This is a genomic window from Leeuwenhoekiella sp. ZYFB001 (assembly GCF_011784865.1).
In the GTDB taxonomy this organism is placed as follows: Bacteria; Bacteroidota; Bacteroidia; order Flavobacteriales; family Flavobacteriaceae; genus Leeuwenhoekiella; species Leeuwenhoekiella palythoae.
Genome location: NZ_CP050460.1, coordinates 471,043 through 487,641, shown reverse-complemented (window position 1 = coordinate 487,641; position 16,599 = coordinate 471,043). Strand labels below are relative to the sequence as shown.

Here is a 16,599-nt window from a genome sequence, read left to right as displayed (position 1 = left end):
TTTTCTAGTTTACAAACCCAAAAGAATCACTACGTATAATCAATACCGGTGATGCTTCAGTTTGCTTAAATTGCAAGGACTCGGTGAGTTTATTTACCCCGAGTCTTTGAAAGTTTAAATCATTTCCTTGTTGTTGTATATCTAGCGAAATATCTGCATCACGATTATTGACAATGTCATAAACCGTATTTCGATTACCTTCTTGAAGAATTTCTGAAATAGCTGTTTTAACCTTATAATCTAAGCCTACATAGTTTTGATCTCCTACTTGATTTATGTTGATTTCACTGGCCTGAGCAACTACATTTATCGCGGCTGTATTGTAATCGCCAATCTGACTCAACACTACACTATTGCCTCTAAGAGTTGCATTGCGATCGTTTTGAGCAGTTCCAACACCTAAATTGGTTAATATTTGAGCAGACACCAGTTCTTTTTCTACTAATTGTTTTTGATCATCACTATTAGTTTCATTTTTATACGTTTGAGCATATGCAGATGTCATAAGAAGAATCAATATTGCCGTAAAAAAGAATTTTGGTTTCATAAAGCGTCTTTTTTTAATTTATAAAGAGTGGACATACTTTTTAGAAGTATGCCCACCTTTACAAGAATTGTATTACGCGGTTTTTATCATCCTACGAATACTCATAGTCTTAAAGTGAACCCGATGCACGAGCCATTGCAGGTGCAGTAAGACCTACTCTAGTAACAGCCGCAGGAGTCTGAAGTCCGCTGTTAAGAATAGTACTAGGACCAACTTGAATAACATCTAGAGAATTCCCTCCATTAGGTGCAGCTCCTGGTACATCTTGCTCTGCCTTCCAACTGTGTCCACCGTCTTGGCTTATAACAATTGAGTTTCCAACCCCGTACTGAGCAGTTTCAGCAGCGTTCATATCTCCATTTTGCATAATATCTACCACATGACCACGTCCTCTTTGTGTAGCAACTGCATAGTTATCATCTCCTGTTTGAGAAATAGTAGCATCTTGATTTCTACCATTTTGCCCTGTAGCTACGTAGTTGTCGTCACCAGTTTGTGTTGATTGTAAAGAATTACCTCGACCACTAGCGCTTCCGTAAGCATTTTGAAACGCATAAGCTTCATTACCTTTACCATCTTGAGTTTGATTAGAATAATCTCCATTAGTAGCGCTAGTACCTGCACCAAATTGATGAGACTCCGCTACGTTATCGTGACCAGACTGGGTTTGAATAGCTTCACTATAGTCAGATTGTGTATTAGGTGTACCGTTCATAACTTCACCAACTGATGTTACTACAGCGTATTCTGCAGTATTAAAAAGAGCAGCTGAACTTCCGGTATCAACACCTTGGTTCACTAAAGCTACGTTACCTTTTGTATCACTATCAGTAGTTTGAGTTTGCTCTGATTTGTTATTATTACCATAAGAGAAAACTCTAGCGTAATTACGACCTTTCATTCCATCAGCGTTTTGATTAATCAACGCTTGATTATCATCCCCAAATTGTTCAACTAGTGCCTCGTGACCTTTACTGTTTTCTGGGTCAGCATACTGGTTAACCTCAACCATGTTACCAACTCCAGTCTGAATAACGAATGCATCACTGTTATCATAAGTCTGTAAGATTTTAGTTGAGTTATCATCTCCATACTGATCAATTGCAGCAAAGTTCTTCTCTGCTTGATTAGCAGTACCTTGCTGCACATCTGCTTTATTACCTACCACACCGCCAGCTGCAAATGAATTATCATTGTCTTGAACTAAGATAATCTCATTAAAATCGCCTTGTTGCTCAAGTCTTCCATCATTGTTTTGACCAATTTGTTCAGAATAAATTAGATTAGATTCGCCACTATCAGCCGCATTACCATTTACATCTCCCATCTGAGACATAGATACCATATTGCCCGCACCGGTTTGATACCCTACAATTGAGTTTTTCTCACCTTCTTGACGGGCCTTGATATCATTCATAGCTCCAGGGATTGTTGCATTTTGCTCAGTATAACCTCGGTTTGCTGTAGCTGCCGCTGCAGGGAGTTTATCTGCTGTAGTAATTGAAGTAGGATCAACCACCGGTACTGTTATTGGTGTGTCCCTTAGATCGGCTTCTGAAGCCTGAGTGCTAGTTTGTGCAAATGCTACTGCCCCAAACATTAGCGCTGCTGCGCTTAACATAACTTTTTTCATGATTGAAAAGTTTTAAATTAATAATATATAGAATGGTTAATAAAATACTATTTCAATCTTTTGACCCTAAAAGAGAGGGGGCTCTAGCCAAAAGAGATTTTGAGGGGAAGTTGAGACTGAAGTACTTCTTTCAGCCTCAATGCGATGCTAATTTATAAAAATCTAAAGCTCAGATTTTAAGAAGATTGTAACTTTTCGATGAAATTCATCTCTTACGAAAACGTTGTAAATAAAAATCGTAGAGCCTGCCTACTCTTAAATACGAGAAGGGAAAAACACCCTTTATCTTACCTTAAAATATTTTGTAGGATTTAACCTACTAAAAAAGTAAGAAATTCACAATTAATTTACTTAGTATTAATAGTGCTGAGGCTTCTAATACACCAAAAATTTGGCACCAACTTAATTTAAATTAAGTAGTTCACGGTTTTTAGCCAAAGGCCATAACTTATCTTCAACCATAAGTTCGAGTTTATCTGAAGCATACCGTATAGAGTCAAAAAATGGTAATACTTTAGTCTGGTATACCTCTGCTCTTCCTTTAGTATCTAGTGCATTAGCCTCTTTTCTTGCTTCGATCATAAAACTTATTTCTTTATTGATCGTACTAATATATTTCGATATTTTCTGAATAAGCTCTAGTTGTTCTTGAGCCAACTCTTGATAGTCGGCTTCGTAGATATTCTTTAGGCCATTTACATTTTTGATCAATAGATTTTGATAGCGTATCGCTGTGGGAATTATATGATTTCCGGCAATGGCGCCTAGAACTCTACTTTCAATCTGAATTCTTTTAATATATTCTTCTAATTCAATATCATAACGCGCTTTAAGCTCAACGGTATTCATCACTTCCATTTCTTCAAATAGGCTTGAAACTTGATTTCCTATTTGAACTTTTAAAGCTTCGGGAGTAGTTCTATTATTACTCAGTTTTCGCTTCTTGGCCTCCTTTTCCCATTCAGCACTATAGCCATCACCTTCAAACCTTATTTTTTTAGAAGACTTTATATACTCGCGCAGTACATTAAAGATCGCATCATCTTTTTTCATGCTCTCCTTATCTATTAGCTTATCTACTTCTGCTTTAAAATCTTTAAGCTGTTTGGCTACGATTGTATTTAAAACAACCATGGGTCTTGCGCAGTTTGTAGTGGAACCTACAGCTCTAAACTCAAATTTATTTCCGGTGAACGCAAAAGGTGATGTCCTGTTCCTATCTGTATTATCCAACAAAATTTCAGGAATTTTACCTACCACATTGAGTTTTAAATCTGTTTTTTCTTGTGGTGACAATTTTCCATCTGTTACTTTTTCTAATTCGTCAAGAACAGCGGTTAACTGTTTTCCTATGAATACCGACATAATCGCGGGTGGTGCCTCATTGGCACCCAATCTGTGATCATTAGAAGCCGAAGCCACAGACGCTCTAAGCAATGCTTCGTTTTCCTGAACTGCTTTAATAGTATTTATAAAAAAGGTAAGAAACTGTAAATTTTTCATCGGAGTCGTACCTGGACTTAACAAGTTGACTCCGGTATCTGTTGCCAGAGACCAGTTATTATGTTTTCCGCTCCCGTTTATTCCGGCGAACGGTTTTTCATGGAAGAGTACTTTTAAATTATGGCGGCTAGCAATACGGTCCATCAAATCCATGATGAGCGAATTATGATCTACCGCAAGGTTGGCTTCCTCAAAAATTGGCGCTAACTCAAATTGGTTTGGTGCGACCTCATTATGCCGTGTTTTAACTGGGATTCCTAAAAGCATACATTGCTGCTCTAGTTCTTTCATAAAATTAAGCGCACGTACCGGAATGGACCCAAAATAGTGGTCATCTAATTGTTGCCCTTTAGCCGGAGCGTGACCAAGCAAGGCTCTCCCGGTTTGCATGATGTCAGGGCGAGAAGCTGCCAGTGCTGAATCTATCAAAAAATATTCCTGTTCCCAGCCTAAAGTAGCCGTGACTTTAGTAACACTTTTATTAAAATATTTAGCAACCTCTGTGGCGTGATGATCAATGGAGTTGAGCGCTCTTAACAAAGGTGTTTTGTTATCTAATGCCTCTCCTGTATACGATACAAAAACAGTAGGAATACAAAGGGTGGTATCTAAAATAAATGCCGGCGATGTAGGATCCCAAGCGGTGTATCCGCGAGCTTCAAAGGTATTTCTGATTCCACCGTGAGGAAAAGAAGACGCATCTGGTTCTTGTTGAACTAATTTTGCACCTTCAAATTTCTCGATAGCCCTTCCTTCTGAAGTTTGTTCAAAAAACGCATCATGTTTTTCTGCCGTAGCTCCTGTTAAGGGCTGAAACCAGTGCGTATAATGGGTTGCACCCAATTCTAACGCCCACTGCTTCATCCCGGCAGCAATACTATCTGCCATTACACGATCTATTTTTGCTCCTGTGTTTATGGCGTCTTCAACCGCTTCAAAAGCATCCTGAGATAAAACTTGACGCATCGCATCTTTTCCAAAAACGTGTTTACCAAACAACTCAGAGCGCTTTTGTGTCTCTAGGATCGTTACCGGCTTTCTGTTTAGGCTTTCTTTTAGGGCAAAAAATCGCAATGTCTCCATTTTAAGGCTAATTTTTATGAAATTCAGAATTCAAACGTACAAAAATATATGATTTCATAATACACCCCTATTTTTTAGGGGGCTTATTAAATTTATTCCGTTAATAAGAAGCATCACCCCCTATTTTTTAAAGATGCAGATATTAAAGAAATGTTATATTTGTTTCTAGTTTAATTCAAAAAAAATTTAAAATCAATTTATTATGGGCAAATCAAAATTAGAGTATCTCTGGTTGGACGGTTATACACCTACTGCCAATCTTAGAAGTAAAACCAAAGTAGAAGAAGATTTTAGCGGGAAGTTAGAGGACTGTCCTGTTTGGTCTTTTGATGGTTCTTCAACAAAACAAGCCGAAGGAGGCTCTTCTGATTGCTTATTGAAGCCCGTTGCAATATATCCAGATCCTGCTCGTAGAGATGGATACTTAGTAATGACTGAGGTTCTTAATGCAGATGGTACTCCGCATGAATCAAATGCTAGAGCTACTATTGATGATGAAGATGATGATTTCTGGTTCGGTTTTGAACAAGAATATTTCATTATGGATAAAAACACACAACTGCCTTTAGGTTTCCCTGTTGGTGGTTATCCTGGTCCTCAAGGTATGTACTATTGCTCTGTAGGTGGTAAAAACACACACGGTAGAGCATTTGTTGAGGAGCACGCAGATCTTTGTATCGACGCTGGTCTTAACTTTGAAGGTATCAACCAAGAGGTTGCTAGCGGTCAGTGGGAATTCCAACTTTTTGCAAAAGGAGCTAAAAAAGCAGGTGATGAAATCTGGGTAGCTCGTTACTTATTACAAAGACTTACTGAAGAGTATGGTTACTATATTGAGTACCACCCAAAACCAATTAAAGGTGACTGGAATGGTTCTGGTATGCACGCTAACTTCTCTAACACAACATTGAGAACTGCTGGCTCTAAAGAAGTATACGACACTATCTGTGAAGCTTTCCGTCCTGTAACTGCTGAGCATATTGCAGTTTACGGTGAGTTTAACGATCAGCGTTTGACTGGTCAGCACGAGACTGCTTCTATTCACGATTTCTCTTACGGAATTTCAGACCGTGGAGCTTCGATCCGTATCCCAATTATTACTGTAGAGAAAGGATACAAAGGATGGTTAGAAGATCGTCGTCCTGCATCTAACGCAGACCCATACAAAGTAGCGGGTCGTATCGTTAAGACTGTAAAAACAGCTGAGAAAAAAATCTAATCCTTTTTTTCAATAGAAAGGAAAGCCCGCAAGTTGCGGGCTTTTTTATGTTTAAAAACGAAACTACTTTGAGAAGTGGTATGCCGTCTGTTTTAGTTACTAGTTTTTAACTAAATGCCAACCCAATAAAAACACAATACGCTGCAAAAAGTATGAAGCCTTTCCAGCGGTTTAATTCTAATTTTAAGGGAAGATAGCCTAGCGGAAGTAATACTACTGCGAAACCTAATAACCAAAACATATTGTTTAAAATACTGTCGTCGAGCACGCGTATGGGGGTGATCATAGAAGTTAATCCTAAAACCGAAGCAATATTAAAAATGTTAGAACCTATAAGGTTTCCTAAAGAGATTGCTTTTTCCTTTTTCATCGCAGCTATAATCGAAGCTGCAAGCTCAGGAACACTTGTACCAATAGCAATTACCGTTACCGAAATCGCATAATCACTCACACCAACTGATTTTGCAAGATCCTTAGCGCCCATTACCAGCAATTCTGAACCAAAATACAATGCCGATCCTCCTATGAGGAGCCATACCACAATTTTAAAGTAAGACGTTTTAGAGAGTCCGGCGTCGATCTCATCATTTTGCCCTTCTTCTGTTGGCCGGGCATTTTTCGCTCTGCGAATAAGCAAAACAAGGTATGCGATCAAGGCAAAGAACAAGATAAACCCTTCTAGTGCAGAAATCATGGCATCGTTTACCAAAGCCAAATAAAGTCCCAACGAAAACAAAACCATTACTGGCCAATTAAATTTAAAAAAATCACTGTCTATCCCTAAAGTCGAAATGATTGCGGTGAGACCTAAAACCAGTGCTATATTGGCAATATTGCTGCCAATTACATTGCCTAAGGCGATATCAGGCGAACCGTCTAGTGCGGCTTGAAGACTTACTAAAAGTTCAGGTGCAGAGGTTGCAAAAGAAACCACCGTTAAACCGATAACCATTTTAGAAAGATTCAGCTTAAAGGATAGCCCCACGGAAGCTCTAACAAGAAACTCCCCTCCCACTACTAGCAGCATCAAGCCTATTAAAACATATACAATACTCATCAAACTTTATTTTGTGGCTGCGAATATAAACAACCCATTAGTAACAGAGCTGCTAACTTAATTTGAGCCCTTGAGTGCTTGATGTAAGCGTACTGTTTGTACCGCTTCCTTAACATCGTGCACACGTAAAATTGACGCTCTTTTTTGTAGCGCGATCATATTTAAGGCAGTTGTTCCATTTAAGGCTGAATTTGAATCCACACCTAATGTTTTTGTGATCATAGATTTGCGCGATAGGCCTATTAAAATTGGTAGCTCAAGAACTTGCAGTTTTTCGGTAGCATTTAGTAATTCAAAATTCTGCGCTATGGTTTTTGCAAAGCCTAAACCGGGATCTACAATAAGATCATTAATTCCCAGCGCTCTTGCTGCTGCAACCCTTTCGCTCAAATAAAAAATTACTTCGTGAACAACATCTTCATATTCCGTAAGATTCTTCATTGTCTGTGGCGTCCCACGCATATGCATCATAATATAAGGCACTTGTAGTTTGGCAATAGTGGTAAGCATTGCCTCATCAAGAAAACCTGCACTAATATCATTGATCAAGGCAGCTCCGGAGTTTACTGCTTCTTGAGCGACTTTAGATCTGAAGGTGTCAATAGACAATAAAACATCTGGATAATTATTCAGTAATAAGTTTACGACAGGAATTAGACGTGCACACTCCTCGTCTACGCTAATATCCTGAGCTCCGGGGCGCGAACTGTAAGCACCAACATCTATAAATGTTGCGCCATCGTTGAGCATTTTTTCTGCCTGCGCTAGAATATCTTTTTCATTTTTATAACTTCCGCCATCGTAAAATGAATCTGGCGTTACGTTTAAAATCCCCATCACTTTCGGAATTTTAAAATCTATAAGTTTTCCTTTACAGTTAATGCTAGTCATGATTTGAGGGATGTTTTTCTAGATTGCTTATTTTAGGCGAAATTTACAGAAATTAGATGACCTCGCTGCGCGAATGCACAGGTTTGAGCGTACATCTTTTATTCCTCTCAATACTATTTAGAATAATTTACAAGTTAATGGAGCAAACTTCAGCACAATACGACGCAGTCATAAAAACGTGTCGGGATTTATTTTCTAAAAAAATGAGCGACTACGGAAGCGCTTGGCGTATTCTAAGACTTCCTTCGCTTACTGATCAAATTTTCATCAAAGCGCAGCGCATACGCGGTTTACAAGAAAATGCGGTTCATAAAGTTGACGAAGATGAATCTTCTGAATTTATTGGCATAATTAATTATTCAATTATGGCTTTGGTTCAGTTAGATAAAGGTGTTGTTGACCAGCCAGATCTTAATCTGGAAGAATCGCTTGAAGCTTATGACAAGCAGATCAAGATCACTAAAGATTTGATGATGAATAAAAATCACGATTATGGCGAAGCCTGGCGGGATATGCGCATCAGTTCGTTTACAGATCTCATCTTACAAAAACTCTTGCGGGTAAAGCAAATTGAAGACAATAAAGGCAAAACGCTTGTTTCTGAAGGCATAGACGCTAATTATCAAGATATGATCAATTATGCGGTTTTTGCACTTATTTTAATTGAAGAATCTCATTCAAATAACTGATCATTTTGAAAAAACTCATCGGCTTTATACGCGTTTTTGTTGGCGTATTATTTATCATTTCAGGCTTTGTCAAACTCAACGACCCTGTTGGTTTTTCCTTTAAACTTCAAGAGTATTTTGCTCCAGATGTTTTAAATATGGAGTTTATGAGTCCGTTTGCATTGGGACTCGCCATCATTTTAGTAATTGTAGAACTCGTTCTGGGAGTTGCGCTGATCATTGGCTACTACAAACGCTTGACGATGTGGTTGCTTCTGCTGATGATCGTATTTTTTACCTTTCTCACCTTTTATTCGGCTTATTTCAATAAAGTGACAGATTGTGGTTGCTTTGGCGATGCATTACCGCTCACGCCCTGGCAATCCTTCACTAAAGATGTGATTTTGCTGATAATGATTGTTTTTCTGTTCATCAACATCAAACACATCAAACCGTTTTTCTCAAACTTTAGCAGATCGATCATCATATTTGCCACATTTATCGCTTGTTTGAGTTTTGGATATTATGTTTTAATGCATTTACCGGCAATCGATTTTAGAGCGTATAAGGAAGGTGTAAATATTAGCGAAGGGATGACCATCCCTGAAGGTGCTCTGGAAGCCGTTTTTGATTATCACTGGAAATTCAACATCAACGGGGAGGAAAAAATTATTACAACACAAGGGGAATATCCTAGCAGTGACGGAGAGTTTGTAGCAGTAGAAACTGAAGTTGTTGAGAAAGGCTACGTGCCTCCGATTCACGATTTCACCATTGAGAAAGACGGTGAGAATTTCACTGAAAAATTCTTAAACACTCCAAACCTTATTGTGATCATCGCTTACGACCTCAGCAAAACAGAATGGAATGGTTGGCCGGTGATTAAAGAGCTTACCAACGAAGCGCTCAAAAAAGGATATTCGGTTATTGGGCTTACAGCTTCGGGAGATGCTTCGGTTAATGATTTAAAAGAAAAACAAAACATCAATTTTGATTTTTACTTTACCGATGCTACTACCTTAAAAACTATTGTGCGCAGTAATCCTGGAATTGTAAAGTTGCACAATGGAACCATTATTCAGAAAAGACACTGGAATGATGCTGATGAAATTGAGCTTGAAACACTTCCTTCTGCAAAAACCTCACTTGATCTGAAGTTAAAGCATCGTCTGGATAGTATCGCGCGTTACGATCAATTATACCGACCAATTCTACAGGAAACTGATGAGCAAAAACGCAAAGCATTAGCTGAAAAATCTGGTCTAAACCTTGAAGATTATTCCGGTGACCTATGGAAAAAACAGCGTATGATTGACACCAGTAATCTTAAAATCGTCAAACACATTCTTGATACGCAAGGTTACCCCGGCAAATCTGTGGTGGGCGAACCTACAAATCTCATTGCGCTCGATGTTATTGAACACAATCCTATTCAGATTGAGCAATATCTTGAGCTGTTCAAAAATGCTGCCGAAGCCGGCGAAATTCCTAAATCTAGAGTAGCTGTTCTTGAAGACAAGTATTTAATGCAGAATAACAAAGAACAACTTTACGGAAGCCAGGCGCAAATAACCGCAGCCAACGGATTTTTCATTTGGCCGATTAAAGATGTTGCGATGGTTAATGAGCGTAGAAAAGCCGCCGGATTTGAGCGTAGCATTGAAGAATATGTAGCCGATTTAATGGGTGAAGACGCTAAGTTTAAAGCCCTCAAACTTTCTGAAATTAAAAGACTCTGATTTTTTATATTTTAAATAAATTAGGATATGCACTACTCACACTCTTTGGGGTGATTACCGTAGTGTTTCTATTATTCACCGTTTTACCCGGTGATCCCGCAAGAATGATGCTTGATCAAAATGAAGACCCCGAGCAACTTGCAATCATCAAACACAAATACGGTTTTGATCAGCCGGTGCTGACGCAATACGGTTATTATTTAAATGATCTTTCGCCGATTTCTATTCATCAAAATACCGGAAACGGCTATACCAGCCTTGCATCAGAAAAATACTCGTACACTAAGCTTGTAGATTTTGGTACGCATTCTTTGGTTTTAAAAAAGCCCTACTTGAGAGAGTCTTTTCAGAAGACCGGAAAAACCGTTGTTGAGGTTATTTCAGAAACCTTGCCTAATACCATTGTGCTTGCGGTGAGCGCTATTTTTATCGCGATCAGTTTAGGTATTATGCTGGGTATCGTTTCGGCAAATATGCGTGATACGTGGCTTGATAAAACCATTCAGGTGATCAGTACTTTTGGTATGAGCGTTCCTAGTTTTTTTAGTGCGATTCTCTTTGCGTGGTTATTTGGTTTTGTGCTTAATAAGTATACTAATTTGAATATGACCGGAAGCCTATATGAGATGGATGATTTTGGCGAGGGCATTCATATTCAACTTAAAAACATCATTTTACCGGCGATCGTTTTAGGAATACGGCCGCTTGCCGTCGTGATTCAATTGATGCGCAATTCTTTACTCGAAGTTTATAATCAAGAATACATACGCACAGCGAAAGCTAAAGGGCTTAATCAGCGTCAAATCGTTTGGCGTCACGCGCTTAAAAACGCTTTAAATCCTGTAGTTACCGCTGTTTCTGGTTGGTTTGCTTCGATGCTTGCCGGTGCCGTCTTTGTGGAATATATTTTTGGATGGAATGGACTTGGTAAAGAAGTAGTAGACGCGCTGAATACTTTAGACCTTCCTATAATTATAGGGGCTGTTTTAGTAATAGCTACAACTTTTATTCTCATCAACATTCTCGTAGACATTATTTACGGAATTCTAGATCCCAAAGTGCGTATTAGATAGGTCAAATGTTGTAGAATACGCCGACTAATTCTAATTTTATATTTTATTCCATTTTTATGAAAAATACACTAACAATTTTGGCAATCTTGTTTATTACGGTTGCCTTTTCGCAAAAAAAGTCATTTTCTGAAGAAGCGTTAAACGATGCTGTGATTAATATAAGAGGAGCAGAAATAACATTTAACTCTGTTTTGGAAATGCATAAAGGAAAAACTGTTTTGATTGATTTTTGGGCATCTTGGTGTAAAGACTGCGTTAAAGGTTTTCCTGACCTTAAAGAATTACAGAATGAAAATCCAGAGATCTATTATGTCTTTCTATCATTAGATAAAGATATACAAAGCTGGAAAGAGGGGATCAAAAAATACGATCTCAAAGGCGATCATTATTATATAAAATCAGGCTGGAAAGGTCCACTATGCAGCAGCATAGATCTAGACTGGATTCCGCGTTACATTTTGCTCGACGCTTCCGGAACCATTAAAGTTTATAGAGCAATAACTACTAAAGACAATCAACTACTAAATCAAATACAATGAGAAAAAATATCGTAGCCGGTAACTGGAAAATGAATACCGATCTTGCTGACACGCAAGAATTAATCGCCGGACTCAAAAAAATCTCTAAAACTTCAGATGCTGAAGTAATCATCGCACCTCCTTTTACCAATCTTTATTCTGCTTTTGAAACGCTTAAGGATTCTGATATTGAGGTAGCGGCGCAAAATATGCATCAATCCTCTTCTGGTGCTTTTACCGGTGAGATAAGTGCAGCTATGCTTAAGGGTGTTGGAGTAAAAACAGTTATTCTTGGTCATAGTGAGCGTCGTGCTTATTTTGGCGAAAAAGAAGATCTACTTGCTGAAAAAGTAAACGCAGCGCTAGAAAATGAAATGAAAGTGATCTACTGTTTTGGTGAAGAACTTAAAGACCGAAACTTTGGAGAGCATTTTGAAGTTGTAAATAAGCAAATCAGTCAGGCGCTTTTTCACCTAGATGCAGATGCTTGGAAACATATTGTATTGGCGTATGAGCCAGTTTGGGCAATTGGTACAGGTGAAACTGCCAGCCCGGAGCAAGCACAAGAAATGCACGCTTTTATCAGAAAAACTATTGCAGACGAGTATTCTAAAGAAATCGCTGATAATGTTACCATCCTTTACGGAGGAAGCGTAAAACCAGCTAACGCGAAAGAAATCTTTTCTAAACCAGATGTTGACGGTGGTCTTATAGGTGGCGCTTCTTTAAAAGCAGAAGACTTTATGACCATTGTAAATGCATTTTAAATCTATTTATGGCAGAGGTATATGCTGAATATGAGTTTAAGGTCAATCCGGTAAATCCCGGTTCCGAAATACTCATTGCAGAGTTGAGCCAACTTGACTTTGAAAGTTTTGATGAGACAAACGAGGGTGTAAAAGCATACATCCTCGCTTCATTAGATAAAGAAAATTTACTCGACGAAGTCTTTATTCTTAACAATCCTGAATTTGAAATCACTTATTCCATTAACACCATTGAACCGGTGAATTGGAATGAAGAATGGGAGAAGAATTTTGAACCCATTGAAGTAGATGGTATTTGCTCTGTGCGGGCTCCTTTTCACCCAAAACCTGATATGGAATATGATATCGTGATCGAGCCTAAAATGTCTTTTGGCACCGGGCATCACGAGACCACCCATTTGATGATCAAGCATCTTATTAAAATAGATGTCGAAGAAAAAAGCACACTCGATATGGGTTGCGGCACCGGTATTCTGGCAATTTTTGCTGCCCTTAAGGGTGCAAAACCAGTTGACGCTATTGATATTGATCCTTGGTGTTTTGAAAACACAGTTGAAAATAAGTCCCGAAATGATGTAGATTTTATTAAGGCTTACGAAGGTGATGCGACGATGCTAGGCGATACGCATTATGATTTGATAATCGCTAACATCAATCGCAACATTCTTTTACAGGATATTCCTACGTATGCTAAATGTCTGAATCACGAAGGAATTCTTCTTTTAAGTGGATTTTATACGCAAGACATTCCTGCGATTACTAATGTGTGTAATCAGCACGGTTTAAATTTTATCATGAATTTTGAAAAAAATAACTGGGTAGCGTGTAAATTTGTAAAAAATTAATTCCCTGAACCTAAGTTTTTTACACCATGAGCACAAGAGAGAAGGTACAAGATGAAGTTGATGTCCTCGAGGCAGTAGATAGAAATAATGAGATCGTAGTATATAACGACGATGTAAATACTTTTGATCACGTAATAGACACCTTAATACAGGTTTGTGATCACACACCTATTCAGGCAGAGCAATGTTCCTTAATAGTTCATTACAAAGGTAAATGCACCGTAAAAACCGGTAGCTATGATGATCTTGAGCCAAGATGTTCTGCATTATTAGATGCAGGTTTAAGCGCTGAAATCATTTAAATACTTCACACATAAAACAGTTTCAAAGCCTCTATTTTAGAGGCTTTTTTCTTACATAACATTTTATTCTAAATGATTTAAAATCGTTAAAAGTTTTATTTTTAACGTTTAAGTGTTTGCTATTCTGAATAATTATAATAATTTACAAGTATTATTAACACTAACTATTATTATATGTTATCAGAAACATTTAAAAAAGTAGGCTTGTTAAGCCTTGGAATCTCTCTGGCACTTACATCTTGTTCTGAAGATGTTGAAGAAACCTCGACAGCAACTGCTGAACCAACAGCAAATCTCGAGGTTTCTCAAGCCATTATCCAGCAAGTTGAAGACTTGGGGATGAACACCAATTATGTACGTTGGGATGACTTTTATTTTCCTGACGGCTCTTCTGAACCTCGACTTTTCTTAGAGGAAGATGTCATCATTACTCCTGAAGAACTTTCTGCAATGGCCGCTAACGTTGAAGAATCAAAATCAGGAAAAGGTGATTCTAAACAGTATCGTACTTCAGCATTAGTAAGTCAAGGTAGAACGATCTCTATCATTGGCTATACCGGCGGAAGTCAGGCGTTAAGTCAAAAAGAACGTACGGCTTTGCAATGGGCGGTAGACAACTACAATCGTCTAAGTGGCGTAAGTATCAGTTTTAATTTGACTTTTGGCACTAACTATCAGGATAAAGATATGGTCGTTTACAACAACACGGTCAACAATCCTAATGGTGCCGGCGGTAGCGCAGGATTCCCAAGTAATGGTTTGCCTTACAAGTTTGTTCAGATTTATGGCCTTACCAATTATGACACCAATGTGGTAGAGCACGTTATTACCCACGAGATTGGTCACTCGGTTGGATTTAGACATACAGACTGGTTTAGCAGACAAAGTTGTGGACAAAACGTAAATGAAGGCGGTGACACCAACCACGTGGCAGGAACTCCTACAGGTTACGATCCTAGCTCTGTAATGCTCGCTTGTTTTAGCGCTAGTGAAGATGGGGAATTTAATGCCAATGACATCACTGCATTAAACAATATGTACTAGAGATTAATTAGCCAATTTAAAAGCCGTTTCTCACCAAAACGGCTTTTTTTATTTTAATGTTTGCAGAACTCCAAAAAAGGTTTATATTTGCACCCGCAAAATGAGATAACCGCTGGTTATTATTTTGCAGATAAAAAAGGCCTCGTGGCGCAACTGAATAGCGCATCTGATTACGGCTCAGAAGGTTGCAGGTTTGAATCCTGCCGAGGTCACAAAAGGAAAGCCACTCAATAATTGAGTGGCTTTTTTTATTTAACCGAAGATGGTGTTCCCGCCGCTTCCCCAATCTGAATATTTTTAAACTGAACTCCTTCTGTATCTCTTAATGTAAGTGCATTTTTAGCCTTAGTAATTTGAATATTTTCTAACCGAATATCTGAAATAGGTTGGTTAGGATATCCTTCTAACACAATACCAAAATTTTCTGCCTGATCAAAATCTAGATTTTTTAGAAGGATTTTAGATATTTGAGAGATATGTTTGCCGCTGCCTTCACCGTGATAGTTGGCCGTCATAAAAATAGCATCCTCTACCGTTTTAAACGTATTGTCACTGATATTTATATTTCTGATATACCCACCACGATCTGAATTGGTTTTAAAATAGACTCCTCGTTTTAAATAGCCCCAAGCCTCATTATTATAAATATAAACATCACGAACCCCGGCAGACATCTCACTTCCTATCACAATAGCGTGCAGTCCTTTAAATTTACAATCGCGTACGACAATGCGCTCAGAAGGTGTTGCGGCATTCGCGCGACCTTCGGTATCTCGCCCGGCTTTCATAGCAACATTATCGTCACTATTATTAAAAACTACATTCTTTATCACCACATTACTGGCGTACTCTAAGTCAATACCATCGTTATTTTTATTTTGAGAATCATAAGAGATTCCGTCAATAGTTATGTTATTAGAACGCAAAAGATGTACACACCAAAATGGCGAATTTTCAAACCGAACACCTTCAATTAGAATGCGTTTTGAATCAAAAAACTGCACCAATTGCGGGCGTAAGAAGTGTCCGTTTCCAAACCTTCGCGATGTCACCGGTGTTTGCTGGTGGTTCATCTTTCGGCTAGAAAGCTTGTCCGCTTCTTCTTGAGTTTTGAAAGTGGCCCAAATTCCGTCACCATTGCCATTGATCGTGCCGCTACCGGTAATCGCTAGATCCTCTGCTTGGTACGCATAAATTAACGGACTGTAGTTAGAAATAAACGTGCCTTCCCAACTGGTTGCGACTAAAGGATAGTCACTAGGAGTATCACTAAAATTAAGAACGGCACCGGCCTCAAGGTGTAGATTGATTTTGCTTTTTAAATGAATAGGTCCTTTCAGCAAATAGCTTCCTTTAGGAACTTTTAAAATACCGCCTCCTGCTTTAACCAAAGCAGCAATAGCCTCATCAAATCCCGGCTTATCATTTTTAGCATCGTCTGTCTTAACGCCATAGTCTAACACATTAATCGTCCTTTCTGGAATATTAGGCGTTTCTATAGATTCTTCTATCTGCTGTATCTGGGTAACAAGACTATCCTGGGCAAAACAGCACGCATTAAAACTTAAAAAGAAGACAAATTGGAAATAGTTAATACGCATTGGAAAAAAGATTACTTTAAACTGAATTGACTAAAAATACCCAAAATAAACAAGGTTGCGAAATCGATTGCATCATTTGCTTAAGGTTTTGCTTTTTCTTTCGACTAAA

At 38.4% G+C, this 16,599-nt stretch carries 15 protein-coding genes and 1 tRNA gene; 10 read left to right on the top strand and 6 right to left on the bottom strand.

Features of this window, described 5'->3' with window-relative positions; genetic code table 11:
- Positions 1-4: 4 nt before the first annotated feature.
- The 3 genes from HCN54_RS02115 to HCN54_RS02105 form a co-directional block, all read right to left on the bottom strand.
- Entirely contained in the window at positions 5-547 is a 543-nt protein-coding gene (locus HCN54_RS02115) for a hypothetical protein (RefSeq protein ID WP_167596336.1), read from the bottom strand.
- Between the two features lie 109 nt (positions 548-656).
- The gene (locus HCN54_RS02110; protein ID WP_167596335.1) at positions 657-2,180 is read right to left on the bottom strand and encodes a hypothetical protein; all 1,524 of its coding nucleotides are present in this window, start codon (positions 2,178-2,180) and stop codon (positions 657-659) included.
- 402 nt (positions 2,181-2,582) lie between these two features.
- Positions 2,583-4,766 (bottom strand): glutamine synthetase III, encoded by a 2,184-nt coding sequence (locus HCN54_RS02105; RefSeq protein WP_167596334.1) that lies wholly within the window; start codon positions 4,764-4,766, stop codon positions 2,583-2,585.
- Between the two features lie 202 nt (positions 4,767-4,968).
- On the opposite strand from HCN54_RS02105, the gene HCN54_RS02100 reads away from it, so the two are divergent.
- Complete coding sequence (locus HCN54_RS02100; protein WP_167596333.1) at positions 4,969-5,985, top strand: glutamine synthetase beta-grasp domain-containing protein; 1,017 nt, start codon at positions 4,969-4,971, stop codon at positions 5,983-5,985.
- A gap of 106 nt (positions 5,986-6,091) precedes the next feature.
- On the opposite strand, the gene HCN54_RS02095 is transcribed toward HCN54_RS02100, so the two are convergent.
- Both HCN54_RS02095 and folP read right to left on the bottom strand, forming a co-directional pair.
- Positions 6,092-7,042, bottom strand: a complete 951-nt coding sequence (locus tag HCN54_RS02095; RefSeq protein WP_167596332.1) for a calcium/sodium antiporter — start codon at positions 7,040-7,042, stop codon at positions 6,092-6,094.
- A gap of 57 nt (positions 7,043-7,099) precedes the next feature.
- A complete protein-coding gene (folP, locus tag HCN54_RS02090; protein WP_167596331.1) occupies positions 7,100-7,933 on the bottom strand; it encodes a dihydropteroate synthase in 834 nt (277 codons plus the stop codon).
- Between the two features lie 137 nt (positions 7,934-8,070).
- Between folP and HCN54_RS02085 the strand changes: the two genes are divergently transcribed.
- The 9 genes from HCN54_RS02085 (at position 8,071) to HCN54_RS02045 (ending at position 15,101) form a co-directional block, all read left to right on the top strand.
- Entirely contained in the window at positions 8,071-8,622 is a 552-nt protein-coding gene (locus HCN54_RS02085; RefSeq protein WP_167596330.1) for a DUF1599 domain-containing protein, read from the top strand.
- Between the two features lie 5 nt (positions 8,623-8,627).
- On the top strand, positions 8,628-10,340 hold the full coding sequence (locus tag HCN54_RS02080) for a BT_3928 family protein (RefSeq protein ID WP_167596329.1): 1,713 nt from the start codon (positions 8,628-8,630) through the stop codon (positions 10,338-10,340).
- A complete protein-coding gene (locus tag HCN54_RS02075) occupies positions 10,337-11,413 on the top strand; it encodes an ABC transporter permease (protein ID WP_167598815.1) in 1,077 nt (358 codons plus the stop codon). The genes HCN54_RS02080 and HCN54_RS02075 overlap by 4 nt, the downstream gene beginning before the upstream one ends.
- A 56-nt stretch (positions 11,414-11,469) precedes the next feature.
- Complete coding sequence (locus HCN54_RS02070; RefSeq protein WP_167596328.1) at positions 11,470-11,952, top strand: TlpA family protein disulfide reductase; 483 nt, start codon at positions 11,470-11,472, stop codon at positions 11,950-11,952.
- Complete coding sequence (gene tpiA / locus HCN54_RS02065; RefSeq protein ID WP_072983975.1) at positions 11,949-12,698, top strand: triose-phosphate isomerase; 750 nt, start codon at positions 11,949-11,951, stop codon at positions 12,696-12,698. The genes HCN54_RS02070 and tpiA overlap by 4 nt, the downstream gene beginning before the upstream one ends.
- A gap of 8 nt (positions 12,699-12,706) precedes the next feature.
- Positions 12,707-13,543, top strand: coding sequence for a 50S ribosomal protein L11 methyltransferase (prmA, locus tag HCN54_RS02060; protein ID WP_167596327.1), 837 nt, complete (start codon positions 12,707-12,709; stop codon positions 13,541-13,543).
- A 26-nt stretch (positions 13,544-13,569) separates the two neighbouring features.
- Positions 13,570-13,845 carry an ATP-dependent Clp protease adaptor ClpS gene (locus HCN54_RS02055; protein WP_167596326.1) on the top strand — a complete coding sequence of 92 codons (276 nt, stop codon included), beginning with the start codon at positions 13,570-13,572 and terminating at the stop codon, positions 13,843-13,845.
- A gap of 174 nt (positions 13,846-14,019) precedes the next feature.
- Positions 14,020-14,889 carry a M57 family metalloprotease gene (locus tag HCN54_RS02050; RefSeq protein WP_167596325.1) on the top strand — a complete coding sequence of 290 codons (870 nt, stop codon included), beginning with the start codon at positions 14,020-14,022 and terminating at the stop codon, positions 14,887-14,889.
- Between the two features lie 138 nt (positions 14,890-15,027).
- Positions 15,028-15,101, top strand: a tRNA-Arg gene (locus HCN54_RS02045).
- Between the two features lie 36 nt (positions 15,102-15,137).
- Here HCN54_RS02045 and HCN54_RS02040 read toward each other — a convergent pair.
- Complete coding sequence (locus HCN54_RS02040; protein ID WP_167596324.1) at positions 15,138-16,490, bottom strand: glycoside hydrolase family 28 protein; 1,353 nt, start codon at positions 16,488-16,490, stop codon at positions 15,138-15,140.
- Positions 16,491-16,599: the final 109 nt, after the last annotated feature.

What these genes read in the sequence shown, in the direction of transcription:
- HCN54_RS02115 (WP_167596336.1), bottom strand. Translation starts at nt 547, where the DNA reads ATGAAACCAAAATTCTTTTTTACGGCAATATTGATTCTTCTTATGACA.
- HCN54_RS02110 (WP_167596335.1), bottom strand. Translation starts at nt 2,180, where the DNA reads ATGAAAAAAGTTATGTTAAGCGCAGCAGCGCTAATGTTTGGGGCAGTA.
- HCN54_RS02105 (WP_167596334.1), bottom strand. Translation starts at nt 4,766, where the DNA reads ATGGAGACATTGCGATTTTTTGCCCTAAAAGAAAGCCTAAACAGAAAG.
- HCN54_RS02100 (WP_167596333.1), top strand. Translation starts at nt 4,969, where the DNA reads ATGGGCAAATCAAAATTAGAGTATCTCTGGTTGGACGGTTATACACCT.
- HCN54_RS02095 (WP_167596332.1), bottom strand. Translation starts at nt 7,042, where the DNA reads ATGAGTATTGTATATGTTTTAATAGGCTTGATGCTGCTAGTAGTGGGA.
- folP (WP_167596331.1), bottom strand. Translation starts at nt 7,933, where the DNA reads ATGACTAGCATTAACTGTAAAGGAAAACTTATAGATTTTAAAATTCCG.
- HCN54_RS02085 (WP_167596330.1), top strand. Translation starts at nt 8,071, where the DNA reads ATGGAGCAAACTTCAGCACAATACGACGCAGTCATAAAAACGTGTCGG.
- HCN54_RS02070 (WP_167596328.1), top strand. Translation starts at nt 11,470, where the DNA reads ATGAAAAATACACTAACAATTTTGGCAATCTTGTTTATTACGGTTGCC.
- tpiA (WP_072983975.1), top strand. Translation starts at nt 11,949, where the DNA reads ATGAGAAAAAATATCGTAGCCGGTAACTGGAAAATGAATACCGATCTT.
- prmA (WP_167596327.1), top strand. Translation starts at nt 12,707, where the DNA reads ATGGCAGAGGTATATGCTGAATATGAGTTTAAGGTCAATCCGGTAAAT.
- HCN54_RS02055 (WP_167596326.1), top strand. Translation starts at nt 13,570, where the DNA reads ATGAGCACAAGAGAGAAGGTACAAGATGAAGTTGATGTCCTCGAGGCA.
- HCN54_RS02050 (WP_167596325.1), top strand. Translation starts at nt 14,020, where the DNA reads ATGTTATCAGAAACATTTAAAAAAGTAGGCTTGTTAAGCCTTGGAATC.
- HCN54_RS02040 (WP_167596324.1), bottom strand. Translation starts at nt 16,490, where the DNA reads ATGCGTATTAACTATTTCCAATTTGTCTTCTTTTTAAGTTTTAATGCG.